Genomic DNA, 14,678 nt, shown 5'->3' on the forward strand with positions numbered 1-14,678 from the left:
TCACTCCGGCTGCGATTGTTGATAACGATCGCAGCCGCGTTGACTCCAATTCTGATATTTGCCGGGTTCCGGTCATATCTGAATGCGCAGGATGCGCGCGCCGAGCGTCGCAACGACCTGGTCGAGATTTCTGACCGCGCGATCGATAATGTCGAGCAGGTCCTTTCCACCGTCGACACGCTGCAGCAGATCTATGAAGGGGATATCGTGGGGGGCGATTGCCGCGGCGTTTTCACAACACTGTCTCCGCGCGTGCCGCAGCTTTCCAACATTGCATACTTCAATTCAGATGGAATGTCGGAATGCTCGGCGCTGCGGGACCCCGGTGCGGTCGTTGCACAGCCCGAGGCCTTCGAATTATTGCGACAGGGGCAGACAAGCGTCCGCACCGACGCTTTCTTCGGGCCCCAGAGCCAGACCTGGCTGTTTTCAGTCCTGCGCCGCGTTGAAGATGTTGACGGACAATTTCGCGGGGGGATTGCCTTTCCGCTGCGTACTGACGAACTTATTCGGACGATCCGCCTCACCAATCTGCCGCAGGATGTCGAGCTCGCCCTATCCGATAGTGCTGGGCAGGTTTTCGGTAGCGCAAGGATCGCGGGTGTGGAGCCGAGCTGGATTGAGCTGGCCACAGGTGACGAAGATGGTGAGCTCTTCGTCATAAACCGGGCGGATGAGGGGTCTATTGACGTCGTTGTGCGCGCAATCGTCGACAACCGCATCTATGCTGTCATCTCGCGGCCATCTCCCGGGCTATTCAGCGAATTCACGCTCCAGCCGCTGGAGTCGGTGGGTATTCCGCTTCTGTCCTTCACCCTGGCGCTTATTGCCGCCTGGATGGCCGTCGATAAACTTGTCCTGAAGTGGCTGTCGCGCCTTCGCCGGCTCGCCCTCATCTATGGTGAGGGGCATTATAATTTCCGGATCGGAAATGAGTTCGACAATGCGCCGGATGAAATCCTTTCCTTCGCGCGGACTTTTGATCGGATGGCCAACCGGATTGCCGAACGCGACAGTTCGCTTCGAACGGCGATTGCCACGCGGGATTCTGCGGTGAAGGAAATCCATCACCGCGTGAAGAACAACCTTCAGATCGTTGCGAGCTTTCTGAACCTTCAGCGCCGACAGGTGTCTGATCCGAGTGCCCGGAATGTGATCTCTGCGGCGCGCCACCGGATCGATGCCCTCTCAATCGTACACCAGACCCTTTACCAGCATGAGCGGCTCGAGACCGTTCACATGCAGCCCTTCCTCGATGCGCTTCTATCGCATCTTGCAGGGGCGCTGGGCATGGACGAGATCAATGTCACGATCGAGCAGGACATCGCTGATATCGACCGGCCTGCTGATGATGCCATTCCGATAGCGCTTTTCCTGCTCGAGGCTGTCACCAATGCAATGAAATATGCCTTCGGCGAGGAAGGCGGGGCGATCCTGGTACGCCTTCAGCAGGAAGAAGACGAGATCGTGCTCTCGGTGATCGATAACGGCTTCGGTGTCGATGAGGATGAAGAGGACACGCCAGGGTCGACTGGGCTTGGGTCGAGACTCATGTCCGCTTTCGCAAAGCAGTTGCGCGCCGAAATGAAAACGATCTCGAAACCAGGCGAGGGCTTCCAGGTCGATCTTCGGATGCCTGCAACCGAGCGCGAGATGAAGGTAACGGACTTCTAGTCGACGGCGACGCGCGTTTCGCTGTGTTCGAAATTAGGTGTCAGCACGTGTGGCTTCTCGGGCACGAAGCGATCACCATGAAGATTGAAGATCGTCACAACGCAATCTTCCCCTGAAATATCGACCAGATTGAAGCTGGCCGGACTGCTGCGCAGGCGCGTTGACAGGGTGCCCGAGGAGACGGCGATATAGCATTCGCCCTCATGCTCGACCACCGTCACGGACGGCACGTGGACATGGCCGGTCAGCAAATAGCGGAATGGGCTCTTGGCGAGGCGGCGGCTTGCCCGCCGGCCACGGCGTGTGGCGGTCCGCATCGGTGCGTCGGGCGGCGACAGGAAGGGGTGGTGGCAGATGAGAAAGCCGGTCTTGCCATCTTTCTCGTCGCCGATCGAAATTGCCGCTTCAAGATCGTCGAGATTGACTGAACCTTCGGCCCAGTTCTTCCGGGTCTGCCAGCCTCTGGAGGTATTGATCCCCGCCAGCACCGCATTATCGAGAATGACGGGCTCACTCAGATGATCGAAATAGCTGTCGTGGCGTTCGAAAGGCGATACGACCCGTTCATAGATATTGAGGAGCGGTGTGTCGTGATTGCCCGCCACGACCAGCCGGGGAACCGTGAACTGGCCAATCCAGTTGCGGGCGGCATCAAATTCCTCCCGCTTGCCTCTCTGGGTGAGGTCGCCGCAAACAGCGATCGCGTCTGGTCCGATCGCCTCCATCGCGGCTTCAAAAGCACGGAGCGCCCGCGGGTTTTCCGTTCCGAAGTGGATATCTGCTACCTGAATTATCTTGGACATTAGAGATTCGCGCTGATCGCGCGGCCCGCTTTCGCAATTCTTGAGAATTTGGTTCCTGACTTGAGGCGGGCAGGCTCGCCATCCAGCGTCGTGCGAAGTTCTGACCCGCGTTCGTGCGTCAGGACAGCAGACTTGATCATTGAGTGGGAAACACCGCTGGCTTCGCGCCAGTCATTGAACAGCGCACCGAACCCGGATGCGGCAAGTTCCATGGGGTTGTCGGGGTCGATATAGGCAAATTCCAGGGCCCCCTCCTCTTGCGTGCCAACGAAGATGGATACAGCCGTTGCATATCCTTTGGCTTCCTTGCCATCTTCGTTCTCGACCTCAAAGGTCATGGTAGTGCGAAGATCGAGAACATCACTTCCAGACAGCGTTTCAAGCGCTTCCATAAGGTGGCCTTTCCGGATGGCCTCTCTCGGCCCCGTCAGATCTGTCAGATTTCCTGCCATGGCAGCCACAAAAAACATGGCGTCGCCCGCCTTTCCTGCGGGGACGTCGATCTCCACGCCATCTTCGAGGCATTTTCTGAGGCAGTCCTGCCACTCGCAGGCGCCGCCATGGATCTGTTTGTGGAAGAGGTTCATCGTGCCGCCGGGCAGGGGAAGGATTGGCGGGCCATGGGGGCCGGCATTCTCGAAGGCGCAAGCCACAGTTCCGTCGCCGCTCCAGACGATAAGAATATCGGGCGCGCTTTTGATGACGTCCTTGATGGGACCGACAAAGTCGCCTTCGCCCAGCATGGTGATTTCAACCTTGTGGCCGAGTTCGGAGAGGAAGCTTTCGAGCGCTTCGCCGCTGTTTTCCGGGACGCTTCCGGAATGGGGGTTAATCAGCGCACAAATACGGCTCATCGGCTCTCCCTGAGCGCATCAATGAGCTCATCCTTGGTCATATCGGAGCGGCCATCAATGTCGAGTTCGCTTGCGCGGTCATAAAGCTCATCCTTGGTCCAGTCTTCATAAGGAGAAGACTTGCCGCCCTTATTAGAAGGGCTCTGGTCCGGGTTCGCCTTGGCGTTCGCAATACGCGCAGCGGTCGATTTGGAGTAACCCTCATCTAGAAGGGCTTCGTATGTCTCGTCATCCTTGATGGATGATCCATGATCCTTGGTCATCTGATCCTCATTCCCAAAACATATTCAGTGATTTTCGAACGCTAGGTGCAGAATATCGTTCCAGTTCGGGAACCGCGCCGCGCATACGGCGTATCGTCAACATGGTTCGCAGAATTGATCATACCGAAGTCAGATACGCCCCCGCGGTTGGCCCGCTTGGCGATGTCGCACATGTCTTCAGACGCCTTGGCGGCATATCCAGGTTGGATGTGGTCTGCTCGATGATCGGGGTTGCCTGCGTCGCCTTCTGGTCATGTCTGCGAACCGGCAAGCGCAAGGCGTTTAACGTGTCTATCAGGCCGACCGTTTGTCTGCTTGCCCATCTTCCCACCGAAAAGACAATCGCCGAAACTGCCTAAGCCGGACGGTTGTGATTGCTCGTACGTGTCTGTTTTTCGTATTGTTATTTCAAGCACAAAAAAACGCGGCCGGAAGAACCAGCCGCGTTTGCTATCGTGTACGGAAGATTTAGGCGCCTGCGTCGCGCGCCGTTTCTTCGATCTCTTCACCAGTCGCTTCAACGTCCTGACCGGCACCTTCGACTGTGTTGCAACCTGCTGCCATGAGAGCCATCAGGCTGAGTCCGGCCACGAGAAATGGGTTCTTTTTCATTGGGGTAGTCCTCTTTGGTTGCGAAGTATCGATAACGTGAGGGGCGAACCGGGGTTCCAAAAATAATTTGAGGAACCGTTTGGCACCGTTCTCCGTTTTTTCTTCAACGGCGCTTGGCCGTACAACACAAATCAGGAGATCCATCATGCTAGGTTGGGCACTTACATTTTTCGTTCTGGCGATCATCGCCGCAGTCTTTGGTTTTGGCGGCATTGCTGGCGCCTCAGCAGGTATCGCGCAGATCCTGTTCTTCATCTTCCTCGCACTGCTCGTGCTGAGCTTTGTCGCTCGCGCAGTCAGAGGCCGAAGCGTCCTGTAACCGGACCGGCAATTAAATAGATACCAGAAGGGCGGTACCTCACGGTGCCGCCCTTTCTCGTGCAGCTCGCTCTATAGCGGGCAAGTCCTGGGCGCAGACGCAAAATGCGTGGCCGGCCGGGGCTGAACCGTCTTTTTAAAGGGATCGAATAGGACTAGTGGAGAGCGGATGAAGCTGACCGATCCCAAATGCGTTGCCCCCACAAGCTGCCTTCTTGGCCAAAGCCCGGTCTGGAGCGCCAGTGAAGGCCTCTTGTTCTGGGTCGATCCCAACCGGGCGAAGCTGCACCGGTTCAAGCCGAAAACCGGAAATACGCGCCGATATGACTTGCCGATAAAAGCCAGCGCCATCGCGATTGCCCGCGGCGAACTTCTCATGGCGGGCGGGCTGGAGCTTGGTTTCTTCGACATTGAGACAGAAGACTACCGCCAGATCATTCGACTGGACGGAGACCCGGACAAGCTTCGCATCAATTGCGGCGGCATGGCACCCGATGGCAGCTTCTGGTTCGCGACGATGGACAGCGAAGAAAAGACGGCGCAGGCAAGCTGGCACCGCTTGTTGAGCGACAGGCGTATCGAGCCGGTCTCCACGCCGCCTGTCATCATTCCATCCACGGCCTGTTTTTCGCCCGAGGGCGACGTCTTCTACACGTCCGACACAACGGAGCAGGAGATCCTCGCTTTCGATGTCGGGGCAGAAGGGCACCTTCTGAACCGGCGCGTTTTCGCTACCACCAGTGCGGGGGCAGGATATCCTGACGGCAGCGCGGTGGACGAGGACGGATACCTCTGGAATGCGGAATGGGACGGCGCGCGCATTGTGCGGTATCGCCCAGACGGAGCTGTCGACAGGGTCGTGCAGATGCCAACCGTCAGGCCGACCGGTCTTTGCTTTGGCGGTGCGGATATGAAGACGCTCTATATTACGACCGCGCGCACGGGTCTGACCGCGTTTCAGATGGATATGCAGCCCTTTGCCGGGAGCCTCTTTGCAGTACGCGCGCCCGCCGCTGGTAAGCGGCTCACTAACTGGCAGGGCCAGTAGGCCGCGCGCTGCCAGCTTGCGCGCGGAACTTCATGCACCCACATGCCTTCACAATCAGCGCAAGGAAGAGTATGGCGGTGCATCGAAACGGTCGAGACCGTAACAAATCCCCGGACTTTCAGGACATAATTGATGGCCGATAAGGACAAGAAGAAAAGCGTGGACCCTGTGACTTTCGCCCGGCAGGTCGAGGCAGAAGGCCGCAAGGTGACGTGGACGTCGCCGCAAGAGACGGTGCAGGCAACCATCATGGTTGTCATCATGTCTATCCTGGTCGCCCTGTTTCTATTCCTGGCAGACCAGGTCATCGCTATCGTGATCGGCCTGATTACCGGTCTCGGCGCCTAACAGTTTTCAAGGAGTGCCCCGCCCATGGCCGAGGCCAAATGGTATATCGTTCACGCCTATTCCAACTTCGAGAAGAAGGTCGCCCAGGCGATCCGCGATCAGGCGAACCTCAAGAATCTTTCCGAGCTGATTGAAGAAATCGAAGTTCCGACCGAAGAGGTCGTCGAGCTCGTTCGCGGTAAGAAGAAGACCGTCGAGAAGCGTTACTTTCCAGGCTATGTGCTTCTGAAAGCGAACCTCACCGACGACGTTTATCACCTCGTGCGCGACACCCCGAAGGTTTCAGGCTTCCTCGGCGCAGAGGGCGGCAAGCGCCCGCTTCCCGTGCCGCAGCGTGAAGTCGACCGTATTCTCGGCACCGCAGATGAGCCTGCCGCTGAACGTCCGCGTCCGCAGATCACTTTCGAGATCGGCGAGCAGGTTCGCGTCAACGAAGGCGCGTTCCAGGGCTTCGAAGGCGGTGTGGAAGAAGTCGACGAGGCGGCTGGCCGCCTGAAAGTCTCCGTTTCGATCTTTGGCCGGGCAACCCCGGTCGATCTCGAATACGGTCAGGTCGACAAGATTACCTGAGCGGTTTCCCGCACAATCTGATCAGGACCGGATCGCCGCGATGAGCTTTGCGGTGATCGCGTCTGTTGCCGTTCGCTCACCGCGCAGGGCCGGTTTCAACTGGCCTGCCATCGTCTTGCCGCGCTCAACGCCCCACTGGTCGAAGCTGTTGAGGCCCCAGAGTTTGCCGGCAAGGTAGGTCCTGTGCTCATAGAGCGCGATCAGGCTGCCAAGGCGAAACGCTGTGAGGCGCGGTGCGTGGATGATCGTCGACGGGCGGCCGCCTGCGTGTACTTTTTGCGCGGCGATTTCCAGCGGCAGGTCTGGCTCATCCCTTTGGACATCAGCAAGCGAGCGGCCATTGGCCAGAACCTCAGCCTGGGCGAGCGCATGAGCGGTCAGCCCGGTCACACCTTCTGTATCTTCGGTGGTGCCGGGGGCGATAATGAATTCGGCCGGCACCATGGATGGGCTCTGATGCAGCCACTGATGGTAGGAATGCTGGCCGATTGTACCTTCGCCGCCCCAGAGGAGTGGGGCTGTCGGCTCTGAGACGCTGCGCCCGTCTGGCCGCACGGTCTTGCCGTTTGATTCCATTTCTAGCTGCTGAAGATAGGCCGGTAGCAGACGCAGGCGCCGCGAATAGGCGAGGAGGGCGCGGGCCCCGAAGCCGAGAACCGACGCATTCCAGTAGTCCATCAGCGCCAGGCGAATGGCGAGGTTCTCTGCAATGTCTGCCCTGGCAACGTGCTTGTCCATCGCCTCAGCGCCCGCCCGGAAATCTTCCATGACGTCGGCCTGAAGAGCGATCGAGCAGGCAAGCGAGCCTGCCGACCAGATGGAGAAGCGCCCACCTATGCTCTCGGGGAGATCAAGTAGCAGGCCGTCAGCGCCGTCCAGCCACTCTGTCGCGCGCTCCGGGTTCGCGGTGACGAGGGCGAAATGCTTTGCCCAGTCCTTGCCGACCCCGTCTTTCACCCAGCTTCTGGCGCGGCCGAGATTATAGAGCGTCTCTTCAGTGCCGAAGGATTTCGAGACGCCGATGACGAACGTTTGTGCGGGGTCGAGACCGTCCAGCGCAAGTTCCAGATCGAGCGGATCGAGATTGGCGCAGTAGCGCAGTTCTATCCCGTCCCGGCGCTTGTCCTCGAAGGCATCCGCAATCAGGCGCGGTCCGAAGTCCGACCCGCCAATCCCGATATGGACGATGGCGCTGAACCGCTCGCCGGTTGCGCCCTTGCGGCTCGACCATGCGATTTCCTGAGCGAGGTTCTCGGCCGCCAGTACGGTCTGACGCACACGCTGGGCCTCGTCGCTTTCAGGGTGGCCTGCCCGCAGGGCCCAGTGGAGGGCGGCGCGGTCTTCTGATGCGTTGACCTTTTCACCGTCGAACAGGGAGGCGAGTGCGCCCTTGAGATCCCGGTCCTCAGCCAGCGCGAAAAGGGCAGCGGTCGCGTCGGTGTCGAGATAATGGCGGGACAGATCCACGCTCCAGCCTGCGGCGCTGAGCGGCTTGGTCGCCGTCCTGATGCTCAATATCGTTCGAAAGGGCAGGGCGCGAAGGCGTTCAGCGTGATCGGTCAGGCTCATGGCGGGGTCCTTGGTCAGGAACAGGAAAAGATGGTGAGCGCGTCGCCAGCGGCGGCGCGCATCTGCGTGACGGGATGAGACCGGTCGCGCCGCTCAAAGACGGTGCGTTTCTTTTCCCCGGTGATCAGCAGCAGGATATAACGCGCCCGTGCAATGACAGGCAGCGAAAGCGTCATCCGCAGGGTGTGCTCGCCGGTGATCTTTGACTTTGGCGCGTCGATGGCGGCGACATTCATCGGCGCGGCCTCGGACATGGCATTGTCCAGCCCTTTGGCATCGGCAAACCATGATAATGTGTGCCCGTCCTCGCCCATGCCAAGAACCATGACATCGACCGGAGAGGTGATTGACCGGTAGAGGTCGTGGACATCCTTTTCAGCATCAAAGGGAGAGGCAGCCTGCGTCTTCATCGGAAGGAATTTCGCTTCGGCAGCCTTGTTCTGCAGAAGGGTTTCACGCACCAGCCTTTCGTTCGACGCTTCGTCAGAGGCGTCGACCCAGCGCTCATCCGCGAGGCCGACACTGACTTTCGACCAGTCGAGACTGATGTCGGAAAGTTCCTGGTAGACCGGCCCGGGTGTCGAGCCGCCAGAACAGATCAGACTGGCCTCGCCCCGGCGCGCAAGCGCATCGGCAAGACGGGTCTCTATCCAGTGGGCGGCATCGGTCTGAAGCGTTTGCTTGGTCCCGAAAGTATGAAAGGCGGTTGTCTGGCTCATCGGCCCGCAGGGAGACCGTATGGCCTATCGCTGTCAAGACCAAAGCCGCCGGCCTGCGCTTGAATTGTCATGGGTGCTTGAAAGCGCGCGCGCGCGTGTGTATGTCGCCCGCTTCAACGGGAATCTAAAGGCCCGCTGGCAAAAGGAACCTGTAAACCCAGTCCGGCGGGCCGGACAGTAGCGAGAGGAGGCCGCGTTATGGCCAAAGAGAAGTTTGCGCGGAACAAGCCGCACGTAAACATCGGCACGATCGGCCATGTTGACCATGGCAAGACGACGCTGACGGCAGCGATCACGCTGACGCTTGCTGAAGTCTATGGCGGTGCAGCGAAGTCGTATGCGGACATCGACAATGCGCCTGAAGAAAAAGCACGCGGTATCACCATCAACACCGCGCACGTCGAGTATGAGACAGCCGAGCGCCACTATGCGCACGTCGACTGCCCAGGCCACGCTGACTATGTGAAGAACATGATCACGGGCGCAGCGCAGATGGACGGCGCTATCCTGGTTGTGAACGCTGCTGACGGCCCGATGCCACAGACGCGCGAGCACATCCTGCTGGCCCGCCAGGTTGGCGTTCCTGCCCTGGTCGTGTTCCTCAACAAGGTTGACCAGGTCGACGACGAAGAGCTGCTCGAGCTGGTTGAGATGGAAGTGCGTGAGCTTCTGTCCTCATACGACTTCCCGGGCGACGATATCCCGATCGTTTCGGGCTCTGCGCTCGCAGCTGTCGAAGGCCGCGACGAGAACATCGGCAAGGAGAAGATCCTTGAGCTGATGAAGGCTGTCGACGACTACATCCCGACCCCGGAGCGTCCACTGGACAAGCCGTTCCTGATGCCTGTGGAAGACGTGTTCTCCATCTCGGGCCGTGGTACGGTGGTGACCGGCCGCGTCGAGAGCGGTATCGTGAAGGTTGGCGAGGAAGTCGAGATTGTCGGCATCCGCGACACGCAGAAGACGACCGTTACGGGCGTTGAGATGTTCCGCAAGCTGCTCGATCAGGGCCAGGCTGGCGACAACATTGGCGCGCTGATCCGCGGCATCGACCGTGAAGGCGTTGAGCGTGGCCAGGTTCTCTGTAAGCCAGGTTCGATCACCCCGCACACGACGTTCGAGGCAGAAGCCTACATCCTGACCAAGGAAGAGGGTGGCCGTCACACGCCATTCTTCACCAACTACCGTCCACAGTTCTACTTCCGTACGACTGATGTCACCGGTGTTGTGAAGCTTCCAGCGGACAAGGAAATGGTTCTGCCGGGCGACAACGTGAAAATGGAAGTCGAGCTCATCGCGCCGATCGCCATGGACCAGGGTCTTCGCTTCGCGATCCGCGAAGGCGGCCGCACCGTCGGTGCAGGCGTCGTCTCCAGCGTCTCCAAGTAAGACCCGCCTCAGCCAACAAGGGCTGACGCAACAAAACATAAGGGCCGCCTCTGATGAGGCGGCCCTTTTTTGTTGCTGACGCCGATGGCATTTGCTCAACAGGGGCATGCCAAAGCGTATCGATTTCATGATTGCCGGGGTTCAGAAGGGCGGGACGACGTCGCTTGATGCCTATCTGCGCCAGCATCCGGGCATCTCGATGGCGAAGAAGAAGGAGGTGCACTTCTTCGACAAGCGCCCGCCAACGCATATCCCGCCGATCGATTACGCCATCTATCACCGCGAGTTTGACTGGGAGCAAAAGGCCGCTGGTGCGAAGCTTGGGGAGGCCACACCCATCCTGACCTGGTGGACAGGCTCCATGGAGCGTCTCTGGCGCTATCATCCGGAAATAAAAGTGATCATGCTGCTCCGGGATCCGGTCGAGCGGGCCTGGTCGCATTTTCGCATGGACAAGCGCCTGCAGCGCGAAGGCGAGAGCTTCTCGGACGCCATCCGCAATGAGCGCGAGCGCGCCCGGCGCAACTTGCCGAAACAGGACCGCGAACGTTCCCAGCTTGCCCGCGGCTTCTATGCCCCCCAGGTGCGCAACCTCATGCGGCTCTTTCGCGACGACCAGCTTCTATTCCTGCGGAGTGAATACCTTTCGAAGTCGCCGCAGGTCACGCTCGACAAGGTGACGGCGTTTCTTGAGGTCGACACATTCGTCTTCGAGCCGGAACCTCGCCATAATAGCGCGCAGGACAGTGAAAGCCTGTCGCCAGCCGACCGCGCCTTCCTTGAGGATGCTTACAGGTTTGATGCGCAGGAGACGCGCCGCCTGCTCGGTTGGGACAAGTGGCCATGGAGCGTCTGAAGCCTTCTGCAGGCAAGACGGTCCTGACCTGTTGCACTTGGCGGTCTGATCAGGCATTACACCGCTTCGCCTGAGCGGGTATAGCTCAGCTGGTAGAGCGGCGGTCTCCAAAACCGCAGGTCCTGGGTTCAAGTCCTAGTGCCCGTGCCAGGCGGATTTCCATGATGCGAGTGTGGCGCCATGCTGGTTTGCCACATTGCTAATGGGCGAACTTCCCTTATTTTCTGATCCAATGACGATGTCGCTTCGCCTCTTTGGTTTGAGCCTGCTCGCTCTTTTCGTGAGTGCGGGGCTGCTGGGTTGTGCCGTCTTCTCATCCGGTGCGGCGACGCCGGTAGAGACCAGTCCGCCAAGCGCGGTGATGGACCATCACCAGTCTGATCATGCGCACCATGTGTCGGTAGAAGAGCCGGCTCCGCTGCATGATCATGGCAGCGAAGACTGCGAAGATTGTGCGCTCTCCCTTCTCAACCGCGTGTCGACTGCACCGGAACTGGCCGTCGCGCCCGACAAGCTTCCCGCGCCTGTCTTCGTCATCCCTGCCGCGCTGCAGTTTGAAGCTGGGCAGAATATTCCCGAACGGCCCCCATGGCCGCCCGGGGATGAACCCCCGATTCGCCTGAATACGCTCACACACCAGAAAATCAGCCTTCTCATCTGATCTTGCCCTGCAGATGCGACCCTCATTCATAGGGCCGCAAGTTTTCCGTTCAAGAACAAGATGAAAGACTGGTTTTACAATGTTCAATAGACGATCATTTCTCGGCGTCGCTCTTGGCTCCGGCGCTGCGATTGGCAGTGCCAGCCTGCTGCCGGCATGGGCCCGCAGCGCGGCACACGGCAATACCGGCATCACCACGCTGACGGGCAACAAGTTTGACCTCGATATCGGCGAATTCGCCGTAAACATCGGCGGAAAAATGGGACACGCCGTCGGTGTGAATAAAACGCTGCCGGCGCCGCTTATCCGTTTTCGCGAAGGTGAAGAAGTGACTCTGAACGTCACCAATCGCCTGAAGGCCGACACGAGCATCCACTGGCATGGCCTTCTCGTGCCCTTTCATATGGACGGCGTGCCCGGCGTCTCCTTCCCTGGCATCAAGCCGGGAGAGACCTTCCAGTACAAGTTCGCGGTGCCTCAATCGGGGAGCTACTGGTACCACTCGCATTCCGGCCTTCAGGAACAGCAGGGCCACTACGGCCCGCTTGTCATCGACCCAGCCGGACCTGACCCGGTCGTATCTGACCGCGAATATGTGATGGTGCTGTCGGACTGGAGCTTTGAGCATCCGCATCGCATCTTCGAAAAGCTGAAAGCCTCGGCGGAGACCTATAATTTCAATCAGCGCACGGTTGGTGATTTTGTCGAGGACGCGGGCGAAGAAGGCTTTGGCGAAGCCCTGTCAGACCGCACCATGTGGGGCAGCATGCGGATGAGTCCGCGCGATATCGCTGACGTCACCGGGGCGACCTATACCTACCTCATCAACGGCCATTCGACCTACGACAACTGGAACGGGGTCTTCGAGCCGGGCGAGCGCGTGCGCCTGCGCGTTATCAATGCCTCGGCCATGTCGATCTTCAATGTCCGTCTGCCTGGTCTGCCGATGACGGTCGTCGCGGCAGATGGCCTGAACGTGAGGCCTGTCGAAACGGACGAGTTCCAGATCGGCGTCGCCGAGACGTATGATGTCATCATCGAGCCGCAGGACGCCAGGGCCTACGCTTTCGTTGCCGAATCAATCGACCGGTCCGGCCAGGCGGTTGCGACCTTCGGTCCGCGTGCCGGCATGCGAGCAGAAGCGCCAGCGCTGCGCGCCGTGCCGACACTCACCATGAAAGACATGGCAATGGACCATGGCAGCCATGTCGGTCACTCCATGGCAGGCATGGAGGCAGGGCAGGGCGACGCCGATTCCATGCCGCATGACGGTCACGACGTGTCGGCAATGGATCATTCAAACCACGCCAGTATGTCTGGGATGGACCATTCGGGTCACGATATGTCCGGTATGTCCCATGAGGGGCAAAGCGTATCCGGACAGGACCATGACATGTCAGCCACCGATGGCGGCATGCAGACCCATAATCACCCTGACGGGCCCGGCGTTGCGGCCATGGCCATGATGCCGGTCAGCCGTCTAGATGAGCCCGGAATCGGCCTTGAGGATGTCGACCACCGGGTCCTCACCTATGCGGACCTTCGCGCGCTGGAGCCGAACACCGATACAAGGCCGCCAGAACGCGAACTCCAGATACACCTCACCTCGAATATGCACCGCTATATGTGGTCGTTCAACGGGGTGAAGTTCTCCGAGGTAACGGAGTCCATTCGCCTGAATGAGGGTGAACGGGTTCGCTTCATGCTCGTCAACGACACGATGATGCCGCACCCGATCCACCTGCACGGCATGTTCTTCGAGCTGGAGAACGGTGCCGGCAGTCATCGTCCGCGCAAGCATACCGTCATCGTGAAGCCTGGAGAAAAGGTCGGTTTTGACGTCTCGTCAGAACATCTGGGCGACTGGGCGTTTCACTGTCACCTCCTGTTCCACATGCATGCCGGAATGATGAATGTGGTGTCTGTCATTCCAGAGGCTGGCGGCGCGGCCGCCGCGCTGGCGGAGAGCCATCAGGGTCACGAGGGCCATGACGGAATGGATCATGGAGATACGAAACAGAGCGGTATGGACCATGGAAATATGGACCACGGGGCCATGAACCATGAGGGCATGGATCATGGGAGCATGAAGCAGGAGGGCCAGTCGGGCATGTCCCATGAAGGCCATGACATGGGTCAGCACAAGGATCATGGAGGCCACCAATGAGACAGTCGATGAATAATCGCGCTGCCCTGGTATCAGCTGTCCTGCTGTGCGTTGCACCGGTCGCCGCGGCGCAAGAAGACCGCGAGCCATGGAGCCAGGCAGATGAGATCTGGGGCGAGGCTGAAATGGCTGAAGCCCGCGATCAGGTGCTGGCGAGCCATGGCGACCTTCGCACCACCTATCTCCAGGCCGAACGTTTCGAGCTTCAAGCCTTCGATGATGAAGACGTCTTTCTGCTTGATGGCAATGCGTGGATTGGCGGGGACATAAACAAACTCTGGCTGAAAACAGAGCTCGAATACCTGCCTGATGAAGGCGAGCTTGAAGAGGCCGAGGTGCAGGCGCTCTGGTCGCGGGCGATCTCGCCATATTTCGATCTCCAGCTTGGCGTCAGGCAGGACTTTGAACCACGGGGGCGCACGCACGCCGTTGCAGGCGTCCAGGGCCTTGCGCCCTACCTGTTCGAAGTCGACGCTGCGGCCTTCCTCTCTGCGGACGGCGACCTCACCTCGCGCGTTGAGACAGAATATGAGCTTTTGCTGACCCAGCGCCTCATCCTGCAGCCACGGGCCGAGATTGAGCTTTCGGCGCAGGATATCCCAGAGCTTGAAACCGGCTCTGGTCTGGTTTCGCTGAGCGCCGGGCTTCGCCTTCGCTATGAGATCAAGCGGGAGTTCGCGCCCTATATCGGTGTCGAGCACACGCGCAGCTTTGGCCGGACGGCGGATTTCATCGAAGCGGCTGGCGGCGAAACGGATGCGACCGCTCTGCTGGTCGGTATTCGCGCCTGGTATTAGGGCGGGCCGCAGATTGACCATGCGGTCGGG

General features: G+C 59.5%; 17 protein-coding genes and 1 tRNA gene. 12 read left to right on the forward strand and 6 right to left on the reverse strand.

What is annotated here, in order from left to right; translation table 11 throughout:
• Positions 1-39: 39 nt before the first annotated feature.
• The gene (locus F550_RS0101995; RefSeq protein ID WP_156807789.1) at positions 40-1,674 is read left to right on the forward strand and encodes a sensor histidine kinase; all 1,635 of its coding nucleotides are present in this window, start codon (positions 40-42) and stop codon (positions 1,672-1,674) included.
• Here F550_RS0101995 and F550_RS0102000 read toward each other — a convergent pair.
• The 3 genes from F550_RS0102000 to F550_RS0102010 are packed head-to-tail and all read right to left on the reverse strand — an operon-like array spanning position 1,671 to position 3,594.
• Positions 1,671-2,477, reverse strand: coding sequence for a metallophosphoesterase family protein (locus tag F550_RS0102000; RefSeq protein ID WP_018146854.1), 807 nt, complete (start codon positions 2,475-2,477; stop codon positions 1,671-1,673). The genes F550_RS0101995 and F550_RS0102000 overlap by 4 nt on opposite strands.
• The gene (locus F550_RS0102005; protein WP_018146855.1) at positions 2,477-3,331 is read right to left on the reverse strand and encodes a diacylglycerol/lipid kinase family protein; all 855 of its coding nucleotides are present in this window, start codon (positions 3,329-3,331) and stop codon (positions 2,477-2,479) included. Before F550_RS0102005 ends, F550_RS0102000 begins: the two co-directional genes overlap by 1 nt.
• Complete coding sequence (locus F550_RS0102010; protein ID WP_018146856.1) at positions 3,328-3,594, reverse strand: DUF7218 family protein; 267 nt, start codon at positions 3,592-3,594, stop codon at positions 3,328-3,330. The genes F550_RS0102005 and F550_RS0102010 overlap by 4 nt, the downstream gene beginning before the upstream one ends.
• A 101-nt stretch (positions 3,595-3,695) precedes the next feature.
• Here F550_RS0102010 and F550_RS0102015 point away from each other — a divergent pair, with 101 nt between their 5' ends.
• On the forward strand, positions 3,696-3,953 hold the full coding sequence (locus tag F550_RS0102015) for a hypothetical protein (protein WP_018146857.1): 258 nt from the start codon (positions 3,696-3,698) through the stop codon (positions 3,951-3,953).
• Positions 3,954-4,062: 109 nt separating this feature from the next.
• On the opposite strand, the gene F550_RS0102020 is transcribed toward F550_RS0102015, so the two are convergent.
• Positions 4,063-4,206, reverse strand: a complete 144-nt coding sequence (locus tag F550_RS0102020; RefSeq protein WP_018146858.1) for an entericidin A/B family lipoprotein — start codon at positions 4,204-4,206, stop codon at positions 4,063-4,065.
• Between the two features lie 145 nt (positions 4,207-4,351).
• Between F550_RS0102020 and F550_RS18815 the strand changes: the two genes are divergently transcribed.
• From F550_RS18815 to nusG, 4 genes are all read left to right on the forward strand, one after another.
• A complete protein-coding gene (locus F550_RS18815) occupies positions 4,352-4,525 on the forward strand; it encodes a DUF1328 domain-containing protein (RefSeq protein ID WP_018146859.1) in 174 nt (57 codons plus the stop codon).
• A 168-nt stretch (positions 4,526-4,693) separates the two neighbouring features.
• Positions 4,694-5,572: an SMP-30/gluconolactonase/LRE family protein gene (locus tag F550_RS16560; RefSeq protein WP_018146860.1), complete on the forward strand. Its 879-nt coding sequence runs from the start codon at positions 4,694-4,696 to the stop codon at positions 5,570-5,572.
• A 132-nt stretch (positions 5,573-5,704) separates the two neighbouring features.
• A complete protein-coding gene (secE, locus tag F550_RS0102035; RefSeq protein WP_018146861.1) occupies positions 5,705-5,920 on the forward strand; it encodes a preprotein translocase subunit SecE in 216 nt (71 codons plus the stop codon).
• A gap of 24 nt (positions 5,921-5,944) precedes the next feature.
• Positions 5,945-6,490 (forward strand): transcription termination/antitermination protein NusG, encoded by a 546-nt coding sequence (gene nusG / locus F550_RS0102040; protein ID WP_018146862.1) that lies wholly within the window; start codon positions 5,945-5,947, stop codon positions 6,488-6,490.
• 21 nt (positions 6,491-6,511) lie between these two features.
• On the opposite strand, the gene pgi is transcribed toward nusG, so the two are convergent.
• Both pgi and pgl read right to left on the reverse strand, forming a co-directional pair.
• On the reverse strand, positions 6,512-8,059 hold the full coding sequence (gene pgi, locus F550_RS0102045; protein WP_018146863.1) for a glucose-6-phosphate isomerase: 1,548 nt from the start codon (positions 8,057-8,059) through the stop codon (positions 6,512-6,514).
• 14 nt (positions 8,060-8,073) lie between these two features.
• Entirely contained in the window at positions 8,074-8,778 is a 705-nt protein-coding gene (pgl, locus tag F550_RS16565) for a 6-phosphogluconolactonase (protein ID WP_018146864.1), read from the reverse strand.
• A 198-nt stretch (positions 8,779-8,976) separates the two neighbouring features.
• On the opposite strand from pgl, the gene tuf reads away from it, so the two are divergent.
• From tuf to F550_RS0102080, 6 genes are all read left to right on the forward strand, one after another.
• Complete coding sequence (gene tuf / locus F550_RS0102055) at positions 8,977-10,167, forward strand: elongation factor Tu (RefSeq protein ID WP_018146785.1); 1,191 nt, start codon at positions 8,977-8,979, stop codon at positions 10,165-10,167.
• Positions 10,168-10,273: 106 nt separating this feature from the next.
• Positions 10,274-11,023, forward strand: a complete 750-nt coding sequence (locus F550_RS16570; RefSeq protein ID WP_156807790.1) for a sulfotransferase domain-containing protein — start codon at positions 10,274-10,276, stop codon at positions 11,021-11,023.
• Between the two features lie 74 nt (positions 11,024-11,097).
• A tRNA-Trp gene (locus tag F550_RS0102065) sits at positions 11,098-11,173 on the forward strand.
• A gap of 88 nt (positions 11,174-11,261) precedes the next feature.
• Entirely contained in the window at positions 11,262-11,684 is a 423-nt protein-coding gene (locus tag F550_RS0102070; RefSeq protein ID WP_156807791.1) for a hypothetical protein, read from the forward strand.
• Between the two features lie 79 nt (positions 11,685-11,763).
• Positions 11,764-13,851, forward strand: coding sequence for a copper resistance system multicopper oxidase (locus tag F550_RS0102075; RefSeq protein WP_018146867.1), 2,088 nt, complete (start codon positions 11,764-11,766; stop codon positions 13,849-13,851).
• Entirely contained in the window at positions 13,848-14,648 is an 801-nt protein-coding gene (locus F550_RS0102080; RefSeq protein WP_026180506.1) for a copper resistance protein B, read from the forward strand. The genes F550_RS0102075 and F550_RS0102080 overlap by 4 nt, the downstream gene beginning before the upstream one ends.
• Positions 14,649-14,678 lie beyond the last annotated feature (30 nt).

Source organism: Henriciella marina DSM 19595, assembly GCF_000376805.1.
Classification (GTDB): domain Bacteria; phylum Pseudomonadota; class Alphaproteobacteria; order Caulobacterales; family Hyphomonadaceae; genus Henriciella; species Henriciella marina.

What these genes read in the sequence shown, in the direction of transcription:
- F550_RS0102000 (WP_018146854.1), bottom strand. Translation starts at nt 2,477, where the DNA reads ATGTCCAAGATAATTCAGGTAGCAGATATCCACTTCGGAACGGAAAAC.
- F550_RS0102005 (WP_018146855.1), bottom strand. Translation starts at nt 3,331, where the DNA reads ATGAGCCGTATTTGTGCGCTGATTAACCCCCATTCCGGAAGCGTCCCG.
- F550_RS0102010 (WP_018146856.1), bottom strand. Translation starts at nt 3,594, where the DNA reads ATGACCAAGGATCATGGATCATCCATCAAGGATGACGAGACATACGAA.
- F550_RS0102015 (WP_018146857.1), top strand. Translation starts at nt 3,696, where the DNA reads ATGGTTCGCAGAATTGATCATACCGAAGTCAGATACGCCCCCGCGGTT.
- F550_RS0102020 (WP_018146858.1), bottom strand. Translation starts at nt 4,206, where the DNA reads ATGAAAAAGAACCCATTTCTCGTGGCCGGACTCAGCCTGATGGCTCTC.
- F550_RS18815 (WP_018146859.1), top strand. Translation starts at nt 4,352, where the DNA reads ATGCTAGGTTGGGCACTTACATTTTTCGTTCTGGCGATCATCGCCGCA.
- F550_RS16560 (WP_018146860.1), top strand. Translation starts at nt 4,694, where the DNA reads ATGAAGCTGACCGATCCCAAATGCGTTGCCCCCACAAGCTGCCTTCTT.
- secE (WP_018146861.1), top strand. Translation starts at nt 5,705, where the DNA reads ATGGCCGATAAGGACAAGAAGAAAAGCGTGGACCCTGTGACTTTCGCC.
- nusG (WP_018146862.1), top strand. Translation starts at nt 5,945, where the DNA reads ATGGCCGAGGCCAAATGGTATATCGTTCACGCCTATTCCAACTTCGAG.
- pgi (WP_018146863.1), bottom strand. Translation starts at nt 8,059, where the DNA reads ATGAGCCTGACCGATCACGCTGAACGCCTTCGCGCCCTGCCCTTTCGA.
- pgl (WP_018146864.1), bottom strand. Translation starts at nt 8,778, where the DNA reads ATGAGCCAGACAACCGCCTTTCATACTTTCGGGACCAAGCAAACGCTT.
- tuf (WP_018146785.1), top strand. Translation starts at nt 8,977, where the DNA reads ATGGCCAAAGAGAAGTTTGCGCGGAACAAGCCGCACGTAAACATCGGC.
- F550_RS16570 (WP_156807790.1), top strand. Translation starts at nt 10,274, where the DNA reads ATGCCAAAGCGTATCGATTTCATGATTGCCGGGGTTCAGAAGGGCGGG.
- F550_RS0102070 (WP_156807791.1), top strand. Translation starts at nt 11,262, where the DNA reads ATGTCGCTTCGCCTCTTTGGTTTGAGCCTGCTCGCTCTTTTCGTGAGT.
- F550_RS0102075 (WP_018146867.1), top strand. Translation starts at nt 11,764, where the DNA reads ATGTTCAATAGACGATCATTTCTCGGCGTCGCTCTTGGCTCCGGCGCT.
- F550_RS0102080 (WP_026180506.1), top strand. Translation starts at nt 13,848, where the DNA reads ATGAGACAGTCGATGAATAATCGCGCTGCCCTGGTATCAGCTGTCCTG.